The organism is Aquaspirillum sp. LM1 (genome assembly GCF_002002905.1).
GTDB lineage: Bacteria > Pseudomonadota > Gammaproteobacteria > Burkholderiales > Aquaspirillaceae > Rivihabitans.
The window spans coordinates 1,938,390-1,952,519 of sequence record NZ_CP019509.1; the positions used below are offsets into that span (position 1 = coordinate 1,938,390).

At 60.0% G+C, this 14,130-nt stretch carries 12 protein-coding genes; 7 read left to right on the forward strand and 5 right to left on the reverse strand.

The annotated features are described in order from the left end of the window. Positions 1–78 precede the first annotated feature (78 nt). The 4 genes from glyS to BXU06_RS08245 all read right to left on the reverse strand — a co-directional run bounded on the left by glyS (position 79) and on the right by BXU06_RS08245 (position 4,031). Positions 79–2,154, reverse strand: a complete 2,076-nt coding sequence (gene glyS, locus BXU06_RS08230; RefSeq protein WP_077298551.1) for a glycine--tRNA ligase subunit beta — start codon at positions 2,152–2,154, stop codon at positions 79–81. A gap of 20 nt (positions 2,155–2,174) precedes the next feature. Further along, positions 2,175–2,594, reverse strand: a complete 420-nt coding sequence (locus tag BXU06_RS08235; protein WP_077298553.1) for a surface-adhesin E family protein — start codon at positions 2,592–2,594, stop codon at positions 2,175–2,177. Positions 2,595–2,599: 5 nt separating this feature from the next. Further along, positions 2,600–3,490: a glycine--tRNA ligase subunit alpha gene (glyQ, locus tag BXU06_RS08240; protein WP_077298555.1), complete on the reverse strand. Its 891-nt coding sequence runs from the start codon at positions 3,488–3,490 to the stop codon at positions 2,600–2,602. A 175-nt stretch (positions 3,491–3,665) separates the two neighbouring features. Beyond that, complete coding sequence (locus BXU06_RS08245) at positions 3,666–4,031, reverse strand: Mth938-like domain-containing protein (RefSeq protein WP_077298557.1); 366 nt, start codon at positions 4,029–4,031, stop codon at positions 3,666–3,668. Between the two features lie 274 nt (positions 4,032–4,305). Between BXU06_RS08245 and BXU06_RS08250 the strand changes: the two genes are divergently transcribed. The 7 genes from BXU06_RS08250 (at position 4,306) to BXU06_RS08280 (ending at position 12,952) form a co-directional block, all read left to right on the forward strand. After that, positions 4,306–5,535 carry a pyridoxal phosphate-dependent aminotransferase gene (locus tag BXU06_RS08250; protein ID WP_077298559.1) on the forward strand — a complete coding sequence of 410 codons (1,230 nt, stop codon included), beginning with the start codon at positions 4,306–4,308 and terminating at the stop codon, positions 5,533–5,535. An 84-nt stretch (positions 5,536–5,619) separates the two neighbouring features. Beyond that, the gene (locus BXU06_RS08255; protein WP_077298561.1) at positions 5,620–6,930 is read left to right on the forward strand and encodes a homoserine dehydrogenase; all 1,311 of its coding nucleotides are present in this window, start codon (positions 5,620–5,622) and stop codon (positions 6,928–6,930) included. Positions 6,931–7,014: 84 nt separating this feature from the next. Next, positions 7,015–8,424, forward strand: coding sequence for a threonine synthase (thrC, locus tag BXU06_RS08260; protein ID WP_077298563.1), 1,410 nt, complete (start codon positions 7,015–7,017; stop codon positions 8,422–8,424). A gap of 304 nt (positions 8,425–8,728) precedes the next feature. Next, the gene (locus tag BXU06_RS08265; protein ID WP_077298565.1) at positions 8,729–9,214 is read left to right on the forward strand and encodes a hypothetical protein; all 486 of its coding nucleotides are present in this window, start codon (positions 8,729–8,731) and stop codon (positions 9,212–9,214) included. A gap of 136 nt (positions 9,215–9,350) precedes the next feature. Continuing rightward, the gene (locus BXU06_RS08270) at positions 9,351–10,577 is read left to right on the forward strand and encodes an IS4 family transposase (RefSeq protein WP_171982090.1); all 1,227 of its coding nucleotides are present in this window, start codon (positions 9,351–9,353) and stop codon (positions 10,575–10,577) included. An 82-nt stretch (positions 10,578–10,659) separates the two neighbouring features. After that, on the forward strand, positions 10,660–12,156 hold the full coding sequence (locus BXU06_RS08275) for a hypothetical protein (RefSeq protein ID WP_171982161.1): 1,497 nt from the start codon (positions 10,660–10,662) through the stop codon (positions 12,154–12,156). Between the two features lie 205 nt (positions 12,157–12,361). After that, positions 12,362–12,952 carry a cyclopropane-fatty-acyl-phospholipid synthase family protein gene (locus BXU06_RS08280; RefSeq protein WP_077298567.1) on the forward strand — a complete coding sequence of 197 codons (591 nt, stop codon included), beginning with the start codon at positions 12,362–12,364 and terminating at the stop codon, positions 12,950–12,952. A 47-nt stretch (positions 12,953–12,999) separates the two neighbouring features. On the opposite strand, the gene BXU06_RS08285 is transcribed toward BXU06_RS08280, so the two are convergent. Continuing rightward, positions 13,000–13,953, reverse strand: a complete 954-nt coding sequence (locus BXU06_RS08285; protein ID WP_077298569.1) for an RsmB/NOP family class I SAM-dependent RNA methyltransferase — start codon at positions 13,951–13,953, stop codon at positions 13,000–13,002. Positions 13,954–14,130: the final 177 nt, after the last annotated feature.

Consider the following 14,130-nt stretch of genomic DNA (forward strand, 5'->3'; position numbering starts at 1 on the left):
GGGGCGCTGGCAAGGCCAGCGCGCAGACAGCAGGCGGCCCGCCGGTCATGGCGGGCCGCAGAGGGGGTGGTACAGGGTTTATTCCAGCAGCAGGGAAATATCCGCCACCCGGTTGAACAACCCAGCCAGCTGCGCCAGCAGGGCCAGGCGGTTTTGCCGCACGGCCAAGTCGTCGGCCATCACCATCACGCCATCAAAGAACGCATCCACCGGCGCTTTCAGCGCGGCCAGACGGGTGAGCGCGCCGGTCAGGTCGTGGGCGGCGTAAGCGCTGTCCACTTCGCTGCGCACGGTGACAATCGCCGCCGCCAGCGCCTGCTCGGCGGCTTCGGCCAGCAGTGCCGGGTTGAGCGTGTCGCTGACTTCGCCTTCCACCTTTTTCAGGATGTTCTTCACCCGCTTGTTGGCGGCGGCCAGGGTGGCGGCTTCTGGCAGGGCACGGAAGGCGGCCACGGCGGCCAGGGTGGCGCGCAGGCGGTCCAGCCGGGTGGGGGCCAGCGCCAGCACGGCGTCGATTTCATCGGCGCGGGCGTCGGCCAGCAGCAGGTTTTTCAGCCGGTCGAGCATAAAGCCAAACACATCGCTGGCCACGCTGGCGGACAGCTTGCCCGCCGGGAAAGCCGCAGCGGTCAGCGCCAGCAGCTCGGTGATGTCCAGCGGCAGCTCCAGCGCCATGCGCAGAATGCCCAGCGCGTGACGGCGCAGGCCGAACGGGTCTTTGTCGCCGGTCGGAATCAGGCCGATGCCGTAGATGCCGACCACGGTTTCCAGCTTGTCGGCCAGCGCCACCGCCTTGGCCACGTCGCCCACCGGCAGGCTGTCGCCGGCAAAGCGCGGGTGGTAGTGGCCTTCGATGGCGGCGGCGACGGTGTCGTTTTCGCCATCCAGATGGGCGTAGTACATGCCCATGATGCCTTGCAGCTCGGGGAACTCGCCCACCATATCGCTGACCAGGTCAGCCTTGGCCAGGCGAGCGGCGCGGCGGGCGTCGTCCACATTGGCACCAATCAGTGCGGCAATCTGGCCGGCCAGGCTTTCCAGCCGCTCGACGCGCTCCAGCTGGGTGCCAATCTGGTTGTGGTACACCACATTGCCCAGGCGCGGCACGCGGCTTTCCAGCTTTTGCTTCTGGTCTTGCTCAAAGAAAAACTTGGCGTCGGACAGGCGGGCGCGCAGCACGCGCTCGTTGCCGTGGATGATGTGCGACGGGTCGGCGTTTTCCAGGTTGGACACCAGCAGGAAGCGGTTCATCAGCTTGCCTTGTGCATCCAGCAGCGGGAAATACTTCTGGTTTTGCTGCATGGTCAGGATCAGGCATTCCTGCGGCACGTTCAGGAAGGTCTCGGCAAAGCCGGCTTCCAGCACCACCGGCCATTCCACCAGCGCGGTCACTTCGTCCAGCAGGGCGTCGTCGCTGGCCAGGGTGGCGTTCAGCGCGGCGGCGCGGCTGGCCAGGCCGGCGCGGATGGCGTCGCGGCGGGCGTCAAAGCTGGCTACTACCTTGCCCACGCTGTGCAGCGTGCTGGCGTAGCTGTCGGCGTCGGTCAGCGTCACCGCGCCAGCAGACAAAAAGCGATGACCGCCGGTTTCGCGGCCTGCGGTGAGGCCCAGCACTTCGCCGGCCACCACGTCGGCACCGTGCAGCATCACCAGCTTGTGCACCGGACGGACAAAGGTCACATCGGAATCGCCCCAGCGCATCACCTTGGGAATCGGCAGCTTTTTCAGGGCATCCTGCACCATGCCGGCCAGCACGTCGGCCAGCTTGGCCCCGGCGGCCTGGTAGCGGTAGAAAAAGGTTTCGCTCTTGCCGTCCAGCCGGCGTTCAAACTGGGCAACGGCGTCCAGGGCAATGCCGCGCGCTTCCAGCTTTTTGCGCAGCGCCGGGCTGGGCTGGCCATCGGCGCCCAGCGCCACCGCCACCGGCATGATTTTTTCAACGGCTTCTTCGTCGGCGGCCACCGCCAGCACGGCGGGGATGCTCACGCCCAGGCGGCGCGGGCTGGCAAAAATGGTGGGCTGGGCGTCAGCTGCCACCAGTTTTTTCTCGATCAGGCTGGCAACAATCGCGCCGGCAAAGCTGGCCGCCAGGCGCGGCAGCGCCTTGGGCGGGAGTTCTTCAGTAAACAGTTCGACAAGCAGGGTGTGTTTCATGGCGTCAGGTCAGGCATTCGTTAGGGTTGCGCGGGTGCGAGCTTGCAGACCACATCCAGCATGCCCGCGCCCATCGAGCCGTCCGGCGCAGGCTGGAATTTCCACTGGAAATCCTGCAGCGGGAACAGCGAGTGGTAGACCGACTTGCCGGCCTGGTCAAACAAATCAATCGAGGCAAAGGCGTAGCGGCGCTGCAGGCAGTCGCCGATGACCAGCATGCGTCGGGTGTGGAAGGAAATTTTCAGCTGCGGGTCACGTTGCTGCTGGGAGTAGCGTTCTTCGTGCTCAAAGCGCAGCAGATTGTTTTTTTCCGTCCGCACCGAATTGTGGTCCACTGCCAGCGTGGTCAACGAGCCACGCTGGTACACCACCCAGTCCGGGGCGGCGAAGGCGGGCGCGGTGGCCAGCAGGGACAATGACAGCAGGGCAAGTCGGCGCATGAGCGTCAGTCCTTTTTCAGCATCGGGAAACCCAGTGCTTCGCGTGAATCGTAGTAAGCCTGCGCCACCAGCCGGGCCAGTGCGCGCACCCGACCAATATAGGCGGCACGCTCAGTCACCGAAATGGCACCACGGGCGTCGAGCAGGTTGAAGGTGTGCGAGCACTTGACCACCATTTCATACATCGGCAGCGCCAGCCCCACTTCGTGCAGGCGCTTGGCCTCGCCTTCAAAGTCATTGAACAGGCGGAACAGCAGCTCGGTGTTGCTGTGCTCGAAGTTATAAGTGGATTGCTCCACTTCGTTCTGGTGGAACACATCGCCGTAGGTGACGATCTGGCCATCCGGCAGCACGTTCCACACCAGGTCGTAGACGTTTTCCACGCCCTGCAGATACATGGCCAGCCGTTCCAGGCCATAGGTGATCTCGCCCAGCACCGGCTTGCAATCCAGGCCGCCCACTTGCTGGAAGTAGGTGAACTGGGTGACTTCCATGCCGTTCAGCCAGACTTCCCAGCCCAGGCCCCAGGCACCCAGCGTCGGGCTTTCCCAGTCATCTTCGACAAAGCGGATATCGTGCACCGTGGTGTCGATGCCCAGCTCGCGCAGGCTGCCCAGGTACAGGTCCTGAATGTCCGGCGGGCTAGGTTTCAACACCACCTGATACTGGTAATAGTGCTGCAGGCGGTTGGGGTTTTCCCCGTAACGGCCATCTTTCGGGCGACGCGACGGCTGCACATAGGCGGCGCGCCACGGCTCCGGACCCAGGGCGCGCAGAAAAGTGGCGGTATGGAAGGTGCCTGCGCCCATTTCCATATCGTAAGGTTGCAGCAATGCGCAGCCTTGCGCATTCCAGTAGTTCTGCAAGCGAAGGACAATTTCCTGAAAGGTAAGCATATTTCCGGACACGGCAAAAAAATAACACGTCATTTTACTGGCGTTTACCGGGGGGCGAAAGGGCAAGCGGCGCAATACTTGGCGCTGGCGGGCGGGGAAAGACCGTTCAGCCCGGCCAGATGGCCGCAGCGGGCGCGTTAGCCTACCCCGTGCAGGAGAAGAACCCGCCTGGGCCTTACAGCACCATGGCCGCCAGCACCCGGCGGTTTTCCCCCATCAGGATATTGTAGGTGCGGCAGGCAGCACCGGTGTCCATGGTTTCCACGCCAATACCGGCATTGATCAGCGCGGCGGTCAGGCGCGGATGGACAAAGCGCATGCGCGCGCCGCTGCCAAACACCACCACCTCGGGCTGGTAGGCCAGCAGCGCGGCAAAATCGGCCTCGCCCAGCCCATCCAGCCCCGCTTCGCCCCACGGTGCCAACTGGTCGGCCATGAGCAGAATGCCGTGACTGTAACGGATTTTATTCACTTCGATATGGTCGTCGCCGTAGCCGGTGACGATATTCTGGTTGGCGGCGGTGGTCAGATGCAGTTTCATCGGCGGGGGCGTCCTTAAGTTCAGGCAATGCGCACCACAACAGGGCGGTGGCCCGGGCGTGTGACAAGGATGGTGCGCGGATTCGTGCGTTGCACAACAGTTTTAGGTTACGATTATAAGTTCCTTTATACCCACACGTAAGCAACGTGTAGCCAGGAGCGTGATCGTGACTGCCCGCCGCGCCAATGCACCGAAAGCCCCGCGCGGCCAGCGTAGCCCGCGGGCGCGTGTGTTGGCGGCCCCCCGCCCAGACCCTCAGCCGGATTTTCCTAAAATGCAACCTATTCGCAAATCGAAAAAGCTCGACAACGTCTGCTACGACATCCGTGGCCCGGTGCTGGCTCGCGCCAAGCAAATGGAAGAAGACGGCCAGAAGATCATCAAGCTGAATATCGGCAATCTGGCGGCGTTTGGCTTTGATGCGCCGGAAGAAATCCAGCAGGACATGATCCGCAACCTGCCCAACTCGGCAGGCTATTCCGATTCCAAGGGGATTTTTGCCGCACGCAAGGCGATCATGCACTACACCCAGGAAAAGAAAATCAAGGGTGTGACGCTGGAAGACATTTACGTTGGCAACGGCGTGTCCGAGCTGATTGTGATGGCGATGAACGCCCTGCTCGACGCCGGCGACGAAGTGCTGGTGCCGGCACCGGACTACCCGCTGTGGACTGCCGCCGTCAGCCTGTCTGGCGGCACGCCGGTGCATTACCTGTGTGACGAAGCCAATGAGTGGCTGCCCGACCTGGACGACATGCGCGCCAAGATCACCCCGAACACCCGGGCGATTGTCATCATCAACCCGAACAACCCCACCGGCGCGCTGTATCCGGACAGCACGCTGAAAGCCATTGTCGAGCTGGCACGCCAGCACGGGCTGATTGTCTGTGCCGACGAGGTGTACGACAAGGTGCTGTACGACGGTGCCACCCACACCTCGATTGCCTCGCTGTCGGAAGACGTGCTGACGCTCACCTTCAATGGCCTGTCGAAAAACTACCGTTCCTGCGGCTACCGCGCCGGCTGGATGGTAGTGTCCGGCGACAAGCGCCCGGCCAAGGATTACATCGAAGGGCTGGACATGCTGGCGTCGATGCGGCTGTGCGCCAATGTGCCCGGCCAGTGGGCGATCCAGACCGCGCTGGGCGGCTACCAGAGCATCGACGACCTGGTGGCCGAAGGCGGGCGCATGCGTCGCCAGCGCGACCTGGCCCACCAGCTGATCAACGCCATTCCCGGCGTCAGCTGCGTCAAGCCCAAGGCCACGCTGTACATGTTTCCGCGCCTGGATCCGGCGGTATACCCGATTGCCGACGATCAAGAGTTCATCAGCGAACTGCTGCAGGAAGAAAAAGTGCTGCTGGTGCAGGGCAGCGGCTTTAACTGGCCGCACCCGGACCACTTCCGCCTGGTGTTTTTGCCGCACGAAGACGACCTGCGCGAAGCCATCAACCGGGTGGCCCGCTTCCTGGAGACTTATCGCCGCCGCCACGGTACGGCATAATCCGCGCAAAGCCTGAACTTGGCCGGCGCGCCGCATGACGCGCCGGCCTGCTGTCAACCAACCAACTCTTGGAATCAAGCAACCATGAAACCAATCAATGTAGGCCTGCTGGGCGTGGGGACTGTGGGTGGCGGCACCGCCACCGTATTAAAGCGCAACGCGGCTGAAATCAGCCGTCGCGCCGGGCGTGACATTGTGCTGAAAATGGCCGCCAACCTGGACCTGGACGCCGCCCGCGCCATTGTGGGCGAAGGCGTGGACGTGGTCGCCGACGGCTTTGCCGTGGCCCGCCACCCGGACATCGACATTGTGGTCGAACTGATTGGCGGCACCGGCATCGCCAAAGAACTGGTGCTGGCCGCCATCGACAGCGGCAAGCATGTGGTCACCGCCAACAAAAAACTGCTGGCCGAACACGGCAACGAAATTTTTGCCCGCGCCCAGGAAAAAGGCGTCACCGTGGCGTTTGAAGCCGCCGTGGCCGGTGGCATCCCCATCATCAAGGCGCTGCGCGAAGGCCTGTCGGCCAACCACATCGAATGGATTGCCGGCATCATCAATGGCACCTCCAACTTCATCCTCACCGAAATGCGCGACAAGGGTGCCGCCTTTGCCGACGTGCTGGCCGAAGCCCAGCGTCTGGGTTACGCCGAAGCCGACCCCACTTTCGACATCGAAGGCCACGACGCCGCGCACAAGCTGACCATCATGGCCGCGCTGGCCTATGGCATTCCGATGCAGTTCGACAAGGCCTACCTGGAAGGCATCAGCAAGCTGTCGGCCTGCGACATCCGCTATGCCGAAGAACTGGGCTACCGCATCAAGCTCTTGGGCATCACCCGCCGCACCGACAAGGGTGTCGAGCTGCGCGTCCACCCGACGCTGATTCCGGAAAAGCGCCTGATCGCCAATGTGGACGGCGTGATGAACGCGGTGATGGTCAAAGGCGACGCCGTGGGTGCCACCATGTACTACGGTGCCGGTGCCGGCAGCCTGCCCACCGCCTCTGCCGTGGTGGCCGACATTATCGATGTCACCCGCCTGGCCACCGCCGATCCGGAACACCGCGTGCCGCATCTGGCCTTCCAGCCCGACCGCCTGGCCGACCTGCCGATTTTGCCGATTGGCGAAGTGGAAAGCTCCTACTACCTGCGCGTGAACGTGATCGACCGCGCTGGCGTGCTGGCCGAACTCACCCACATCCTGGCCAGCGAAGGCATCTCGATTGAAGCGCTGATCCAGAAGGGCAGCGAACGCGGTGCCGAAGCCGAAATCGTGCTGCTCACCCACCGTGTGGTGGAAAAGCATGTCAATGCCGCCATCGCCCAGATCGAGGCGCTGGACAGCGTCACCGGCAGCGTCACCAAGCTGCGCATGGAAGCCCTCAACGGCTGATTGCCCGCCCGGCCCCGGCCCGCCCGCCCCGGCGGTGCCGGGGTTGCCGTTTTTTATCTGCGCAACCCCGCAAAGCGACCGAACATGAACTACATCAGCACTCGCGGCGGCATGGCCCCCGCTTCTTTTTCCGACATCCTGCTGGCCGGCCTGGCCCCCGACGGCGGCCTGGCCATGTGCGAAAGCTACCCGCAACTGAGCCGCGCCGAACTGGACGCCATGCGCGGCATGAGCTACCCGGAACTGGCCTTTGACCTGATCCGCCGCTTTGCCGATGATATTCCGGCCAGTGACCTGAAAGCCATCATCGACAAGACCTACACCCGCGCCACCTACGGCACGGATGAGATCACCCCGCTCAAGCGTCTGGAAGACGGCCTGTATATTCAGGAACTGTCCAACGGCCCGACCCTGGCCTTCAAAGACATGGCCATGCAATTGTTGGGCAATCTGTTCGAGTACACGCTGGCCAAGCAGGGCGAAACCCTGAACATCCTCGGTGCCACCTCCGGCGACACCGGCTCCGCTGCCGAATACGCCATGCGCGGCAAGCAGGGCGTGCGCGTGTTCATGCTCTCCCCGCATGAAAAAATGAGCCCGTTCCAGACCGCGCAGATGTTCAGCCTGCAAGACCCGAACATCTTCAACCTGGCGGTGCGCGGCGTGTTTGACGACTGTCAGGACATCGTCAAGGCCGTGTCCAACGACCACGCCTTCAAGGCCAAGTACAAAATCGGCACGGTGAATTCCATCAACTGGGCGCGTGTGGTGGCGCAGGTGGTGTACTACTTCAAGGGCTACTTTGCCGCCACGCAAAGCAATGACCAGCAAGTCAGCTTCAGCGTGCCGTCCGGCAACTTTGGCAATGTCTGCGCCGGCCACATCGCCCGCATGATGGGCCTGCCGATCCGCAAGCTGATTGTCGCCACCAACGAAAACGACGTGCTCGACGAGTTTTTCCGCACTGGCCGCTACACCGTGCGCGGCGCGGCCAACACCTGGCAAACCTCCAGCCCGTCGATGGACATCTCCAAGGCGTCCAACTTCGAGCGCTTTATTTTCGATCTGGTGGGCCGCGACGCCGAGCAAGTGCGCGCGCTGTGGCACGCGGTGGACACCACCGGCGAGTTTGACCTCTCCGCCAGCCCGCTGTTCGCCAAGGTCAGCGCCGAATACGGCTTTGCCTCCGGCAAGAGCACCCACGCCGACCGCCTGGCCACCATCCGCCACACCTTCGAGCAATACGGCGTGATCATCGACACCCACACCGCCGACGGCCTGAAAGTGGGCCTGGAACAGCGCGAAGCCGGCGTGCCGCTGATCTGCCTGGAAACCGCCCTGCCGGCCAAGTTCGAAGCCACCATCCGCGAAGCCCTGGACCGCGATCCACCGCGCCCGGCGGGGTTGGAAAATATCGAAGCGCTGCCGCAGCGCTTTGAGGTGATGGATGCGGATGTGGCGCAGATTAAGGGGTTTATTGCCAATCGCGTATGAAGCTGCTATGTAAGACGGAAGTGTAGTAGCGCGAGCATTCATGCTGTGTGAAAAAACGCCTGCCTGGGAAAACTCGGGCAGGCGTTTTTTTGCCACAAAAAATTTATGGCATAATATAGTTTTTGCTGATATATTGCATATTGCACAAATTTTCGCGCAAGAAGCGCCACTGTCATGCTTGGCATAGCCAACAAAACTTCAGTGTGGCGCACCTGGTTAAACATGCGGCTACAGACAATATGGGTGGCAAAACAGCCCAAAAAATTGTGTGCTGCGCTTATTTTTTTGATGATGAGGACTCACCATGGCAAAAGTGTATCTGGACGCGCAGGATGCGTTCAATGTCAGTAATAATAATGTTTCTGTGTATGGTTCCACTGGCAATGAAGCCGTGAATGTCGCCAGTAATATCAGTGGCCTGGTATTTGACCAAAATATCGAGCAAGTCATTTTTACTGGCGCACGCAGCAGCTATACTTTTCAACAAACCGGCAATATTCTGCAAGTACGCTCCGGCTCGACAATTTTAAGTAAAATACCCATTCAGGATGATATGGATGGCACAAAAATCACTTTTTCTGACGCCACTGCCAATGCCAAGCTCAGCGCAGCTGGCATGACGCTGGGAGAGGCTATTGTCAGCACAAGCGGCACGACAACCACTGGCACCTCAGGCTCTACCGCGACTGGAACAGGCACCCCAGCTAATCTACTGTCAGCAGAAGCTATTTTCAAGGTGGAAGGCCGGCTCAACGGTGACGGTTCAGAGCACTGCCGCGAAATTAGCTAAAAATCATACACCGTGCAACCTTCCCTTACGGTAGAATAGCGCGCACAACCAATTGATCAGTATGTAAAAATGACAAAAAAACCGCCCCTCTCAATACTCCAGTTCAATCCATAAAATTCACACCCTCATCACGTCCGTGGACTTCATTGCCCGACATCGCCAGGCTGCTCGCGACTTTACCCGCCGCGCCGTTTTCACCTTCGAGCGTGTCGTCGGCGTCTTGCTCGTCAATCTGATGCGCTCGCTGCAAGTCGAGCTTGATCAGTTCTTCTCCCGGATTTCCTTGCCCTTGGGCCGTCGCGCTCATGACGATGCTTTCCGCATGGCGCGCAAGAAGTTGCGTTGGCAAGCCTTTGTCGAACTTAACCAGGCGGTTCTGGCAGACCTCCATCCCGCACCAGATTGGCACGGCTTGCGTGTGGTTGCCTGCGATGGCACCACGCTTTATCTGCCCACCACACACCCTGACACCATCAGCAGCGGCCCAGATGGATTCAACTGCTACCACTCGCAGGGCGGCATCTACAGTCTTGCCCGCGCCAGCGCCTTGTGTGAAACCAGTTCAGGTCTGATTCTGCACGCCAGTCTGGCTGCCGACACCCGTGACGAACGCAGCATGTTGGCCGAACAGTTTGAGCATCTGCGCCCTGACGATTTGTTGGTGTTGGATCGCGGGTATCCGGCTTATTGGCTGTTTGCCTTGTTGCTGGCGCGCCAGCAACATTTCTGCATTCGTCTGCCACAGAGTTTTTCGCCACAGGTTCAGGCTTTTGTGGCGTCTGGTCAGGCTTGTGCTGTCATCAGGATGCAGCCTGGCCACGGGCAGCGCCAGGATTTTGTCCAGCACCAGCTGCCGATGGATGCATTCTCGGTGCGCCTGGTGCGTGTTCCGCTCAAAACAGGCCAGATTGAAATTCTGGCCACGTCGCTGCTGGATGCGTCACGCTGGCCCGCAGTAGACTTTGCAGCGCTGTATCAGCAACGCTGGCGCATCGAAGAGGCGTTCCGGCATCTCAAATGTCGCTTGCAACTGGAGCAGTTTGGCGGAGAGACGCCACAGGCGATTCGTCAGGAGTTCCACGCCTCAATCCTGTTGCACAATCTGACCATCATTGCCGCGCAGGATGTGTTGGCGGAACAGGAGCTGGATGCGGCCACGCTGGTGCCAAACCTGACTCATGCCACACATCTGGTGCGTTTGTATCTGCCGCAGTTGCTGGAAGACCCGGCATCAATCGACAGGATTGGGCCGGCCTTGTTTGCTGGAATTGCTGGGCAGATCAGCAAACGACGGCCTGGCAAGCCAGCGCCGCCACGTAAGCCGAACCGGAAGAAACCACGCCGTCACCGGGCTTATAAATGACGGTAGGGTCATGCGATGTGGCTATTTTCGCGGCAGTGACGGTTCAGAGACTGGCGTACTGGATGCCGGGAAAATTCGTGTAATGGCAGATTTTGCCAAGGCGGCATATTGCCTGCAAAGCTGGGAGTCTAATGAAATCAATGAACCAAGCCCTTATGCTGATCAAGCTTATGCTGAGATTATTCGTCAAGGCTGGTTGCCGATGGAAATATCCACAGAAATTAAAGCAGCATCCGAGATAAATGGAAAAAGCATAGAAAACAAAATGACTGGTGGGTACTACACCAATGGCAATTCGGCGGCATTAGTGGCAGCATGCGCAGATTCATTGGTTATTGCATTTAGAGGCACAAACGATAAAAGCTTAAATAGCCATCCTGATGAAGATCAGTGGGCAGCTATGTCCGATCATTACTCATTGCTAATGCCACTAATCAATTCTCTAGAAAATCTAATTTCTGCCAATAGCAGCACGATCAAAAATGTATTTATAACTGGCCATAGCCTGGGCGGGGCAATGGCGGCTAAATACCTTGCCACCCATACTGGCAGTCAATATGTTGCAGTCACATTTGCCGCTCCAGGATTTATAGATGGTCTCCAGTGGCAACACTATGGAGATAAAGCCAGGCTGCTACAGATTGAGATTAATGGCGACGTGGTGCCTGATGTGGGATGGCATGATGGAAGAAATCTTCATTTTGAAGGCAATCAAACCACAGGTCTTCATCTTTCGGCAAACCATGCTATGGATTATTATCGTCAGATTGTAGATAGTATTGATAATACAAGTTTTTCACGCATTCTGGCTGAGCCAGATGGCACAGAGGTTTTGCTTGGTGCCAAACGATCTGGCTCAGACTTTATTGTAGATGGTAGGCAAAGCGGGACGAATACATTTAAGTCTGGCCAGGAAAACGATCGCTTGGGCGATCCATCATTGCACGATTACGGCGTATTTTATGGTGGGATGGGTGATGATGCGCTGACAGGTGGAAAAGATAGCGAGCTGATGCTGGGAGGGACAGGAAATGACACCATTAATGGCGATGGAGATGCTGATCGGTTATTTGGTGGTGCTGGAAATGATCGATTAATTGGTGACACCAATTCTACGGTTGATAAAATTATCGATTGGATTTCAGGGGAAAGCTCCAGCGATTTTCTGGATGGTGAGTCGGGTAATGATACTTTATCTGGCGGTAGTCACAGCGATACGCTGATCGGCGGAAGTGGAATGGATATACTAGAAGGTGGAGGGGGAAGCGATGTCTTTCGTTTTGTGCGCACAGATGACGGAAAAGATACGATCACTGATTTTGTACATGGAACTGACAAGATTCAGATTGTGGCAGCCAACTTCACCAATTTGCCGCTTGGCAGCTTGAGCAGTAGCCGCTTGGTTGTCAGCAATAACCCAATGGCAAGTTTAACTAGTTCTGTTTTTTTATACAATAGCGCAACGGGTGAATTGTCTTTTGACAGCAATGGCAATGCTGGGCAGGGGATTTATTCACTTGCAGTATTGACGGGCCGGCCTTCATTAACGACTAGTGACTTTGACATCATTGCTATCTGACCTCCGTCAAGCGCTGAACGTGTACAGTTGATCCATCTGAATAGTCCCTATGGCAGCGTGTGCTGTCATAGGGACGTAATATTATCTCCTTTGAATCACAAATGTGCCAACACCCACCGGCCACGCCAGCGCTGGCGGCCAGCCAGGTGGCGTAGTTCAGCTAGCAGCGAAACAGCCACCCTCACCCCCCCCAAGGCCCCTCAAGATGAACTGGAACGACCGCTACGCCGTGGACGAATATATCTACGGCACCGAACCCAATGCCTTTCTGGCCGAACATGCCCATTTGCTCACTGGCCCGGTGTTGTCGCTGGCCGAAGGCGAGGGGCGCAATGCGGTGTTTCTGGCCGGGCTGGGCTTGTCGGTGCATGGGGTGGACAGCTCGGCGGTGGGGCTGGCCAAGGCGCAGGCGCTGGCGGCTGCGCGTGGGGTGAACATTGGCACCGAGGTGGCCGATCTGGCGGAATTTGTTCCAGCCGCTGGCAGGTATGGCGCGGTGGTGTCGATTTTTGCCCATTTGCCCGGTGCGCTGCGTGCGCGCTTGTATCCGCTCTTGGCGCAAAGCTTGCAGCCGGGTGGGCTGGTGCTGCTGGAGGCGTATTCGCTGGATCAGCTGCCGCGCAACACCGGCGGGCCGAAAGATGCGGATATGCTGATGTCGCTGGACAAGGTTCGCCAGGGGTTTCCCGGTTTTGAGCCGGTGCTGCTGCGCGAGCTGAGCCGCGATGTCTGTGAAGGCAGTTATCACACCGGGCTGGCCTCGGTGGTGCAGTTTATTGGCAGAAAAACCGCCTGAGCCGTCAGGGGCCGGTGCGATGGCTGTTGCGGCGCTTACCACGCTGCTTAGCGGGTGGACTGCCGCTTGACCAGCCTGGCCAGAAAAAACCCGTCAATCAGCGCATCTGGCAGCACGCGCACGCTGTGCGCCACGGCGGGATTGAGCGCTTTGCCGTCCCATTCGGTCAGGCCCGGCTGGTGCGCCACCGGCAGGCTGACCGCTTCCAGCTGCACCGCGTCGCCCAGGCTGCGCAGGGTGGCGTGCAGGATGCATTCGTTTTCTTCCGGGGCAAACGAGCAGGTGGAATACACCAGCACGCCGCCCGGTTTCAGCGCATGGATGGCCGACAGCAGCAGGCGTTTTTGCTTGTGCGCCACTTCGCGCACCTTGGCCGGGCTCCAGTGGGCCATCGAGCTGGCGTCGTTCAGGTCAAAGCGCGCCTCGCTGGAGCATGGCGCGTCGAGCAATACCCGGTCAAAGCGCTCCGGCACCAGCGCGCCCACGGCGCGGCCATCTTTCTGGTAGGTGCGGGCGATGCTGACGCCTTGTTGTTCCAGATTGTTTTTCAGCCGGAAATAGCGGTCGCGCACCGGCTCCACGGCAGAAATCTGCCCCTGATTGGCCATCATCGCTGCCATCTGGCAGGTTTTGCCGCCGGGGGCGGCGGCCAGGTCGAGCACCATTTCGCCGGGCTGTGGGTCCAGCACCCAGGGGGCCAGCTGGCTGGCCAGGTTCTGGATATAGATTTCCCCGGCGTAAAACGCGGGGGTTTCGGTCAGCGCGCGTTTGTCGGCGGCGGGCAGCACCCAGGCCAGCGGCGACCAGCTGACTGGCCGGGGATCCAGGCCGGCGGCGCGCAGGGCGGTCAGCACGCGGTCTGGGTCGGCTTTCAGGGTGTTGATGCGAAATGCCACGTCCTTGACCGCAGCAAAGCTGGCCAGCACGCCAGGCAGCTGGTCGGCAGGCAGGATGCGGGTCAGGCGGTCGGCAAAGGCGGCGGGCAGGCTGGCAAGGGTCATCAGGGGCTTTGGCAATCCGGAAACAAAAATCCGCTGGGCCGCGTGGGCGCGGCCTGGCGGTGGGCTGGGCGGATTGTAATCAGGCCGGGGTGATTGTGGAACAGGCATGGCCTGACTTTATTCGGGACAGCCCGGGATTCCCGCCCTCCGGACCCGCCAGCGGGCGGCGGCGCTGGT

What these genes read in the sequence shown, in the direction of transcription:
- BXU06_RS08275 (WP_171982161.1), top strand. Translation starts at nt 10,660, where the DNA reads ATGGCAGATTTTGCCAAGGCGGCATATTGCCTGCAAAGCTGGGAGTCT.
- BXU06_RS08285 (WP_077298569.1), bottom strand. Translation starts at nt 13,953, where the DNA reads ATGACCCTTGCCAGCCTGCCCGCCGCCTTTGCCGACCGCCTGACCCGC.
- BXU06_RS08255 (WP_077298561.1), top strand. Translation starts at nt 5,620, where the DNA reads ATGAAACCAATCAATGTAGGCCTGCTGGGCGTGGGGACTGTGGGTGGC.
- thrC (WP_077298563.1), top strand. Translation starts at nt 7,015, where the DNA reads ATGAACTACATCAGCACTCGCGGCGGCATGGCCCCCGCTTCTTTTTCC.
- BXU06_RS08250 (WP_077298559.1), top strand. Translation starts at nt 4,306, where the DNA reads ATGCAACCTATTCGCAAATCGAAAAAGCTCGACAACGTCTGCTACGAC.
- glyQ (WP_077298555.1), bottom strand. Translation starts at nt 3,490, where the DNA reads ATGCTTACCTTTCAGGAAATTGTCCTTCGCTTGCAGAACTACTGGAAT.
- BXU06_RS08235 (WP_077298553.1), bottom strand. Translation starts at nt 2,594, where the DNA reads ATGCGCCGACTTGCCCTGCTGTCATTGTCCCTGCTGGCCACCGCGCCC.
- glyS (WP_077298551.1), bottom strand. Translation starts at nt 2,154, where the DNA reads ATGAAACACACCCTGCTTGTCGAACTGTTTACTGAAGAACTCCCGCCC.
- BXU06_RS08245 (WP_077298557.1), bottom strand. Translation starts at nt 4,031, where the DNA reads ATGAAACTGCATCTGACCACCGCCGCCAACCAGAATATCGTCACCGGC.
- BXU06_RS08265 (WP_077298565.1), top strand. Translation starts at nt 8,729, where the DNA reads ATGGCAAAAGTGTATCTGGACGCGCAGGATGCGTTCAATGTCAGTAAT.
- BXU06_RS08280 (WP_077298567.1), top strand. Translation starts at nt 12,362, where the DNA reads ATGAACTGGAACGACCGCTACGCCGTGGACGAATATATCTACGGCACC.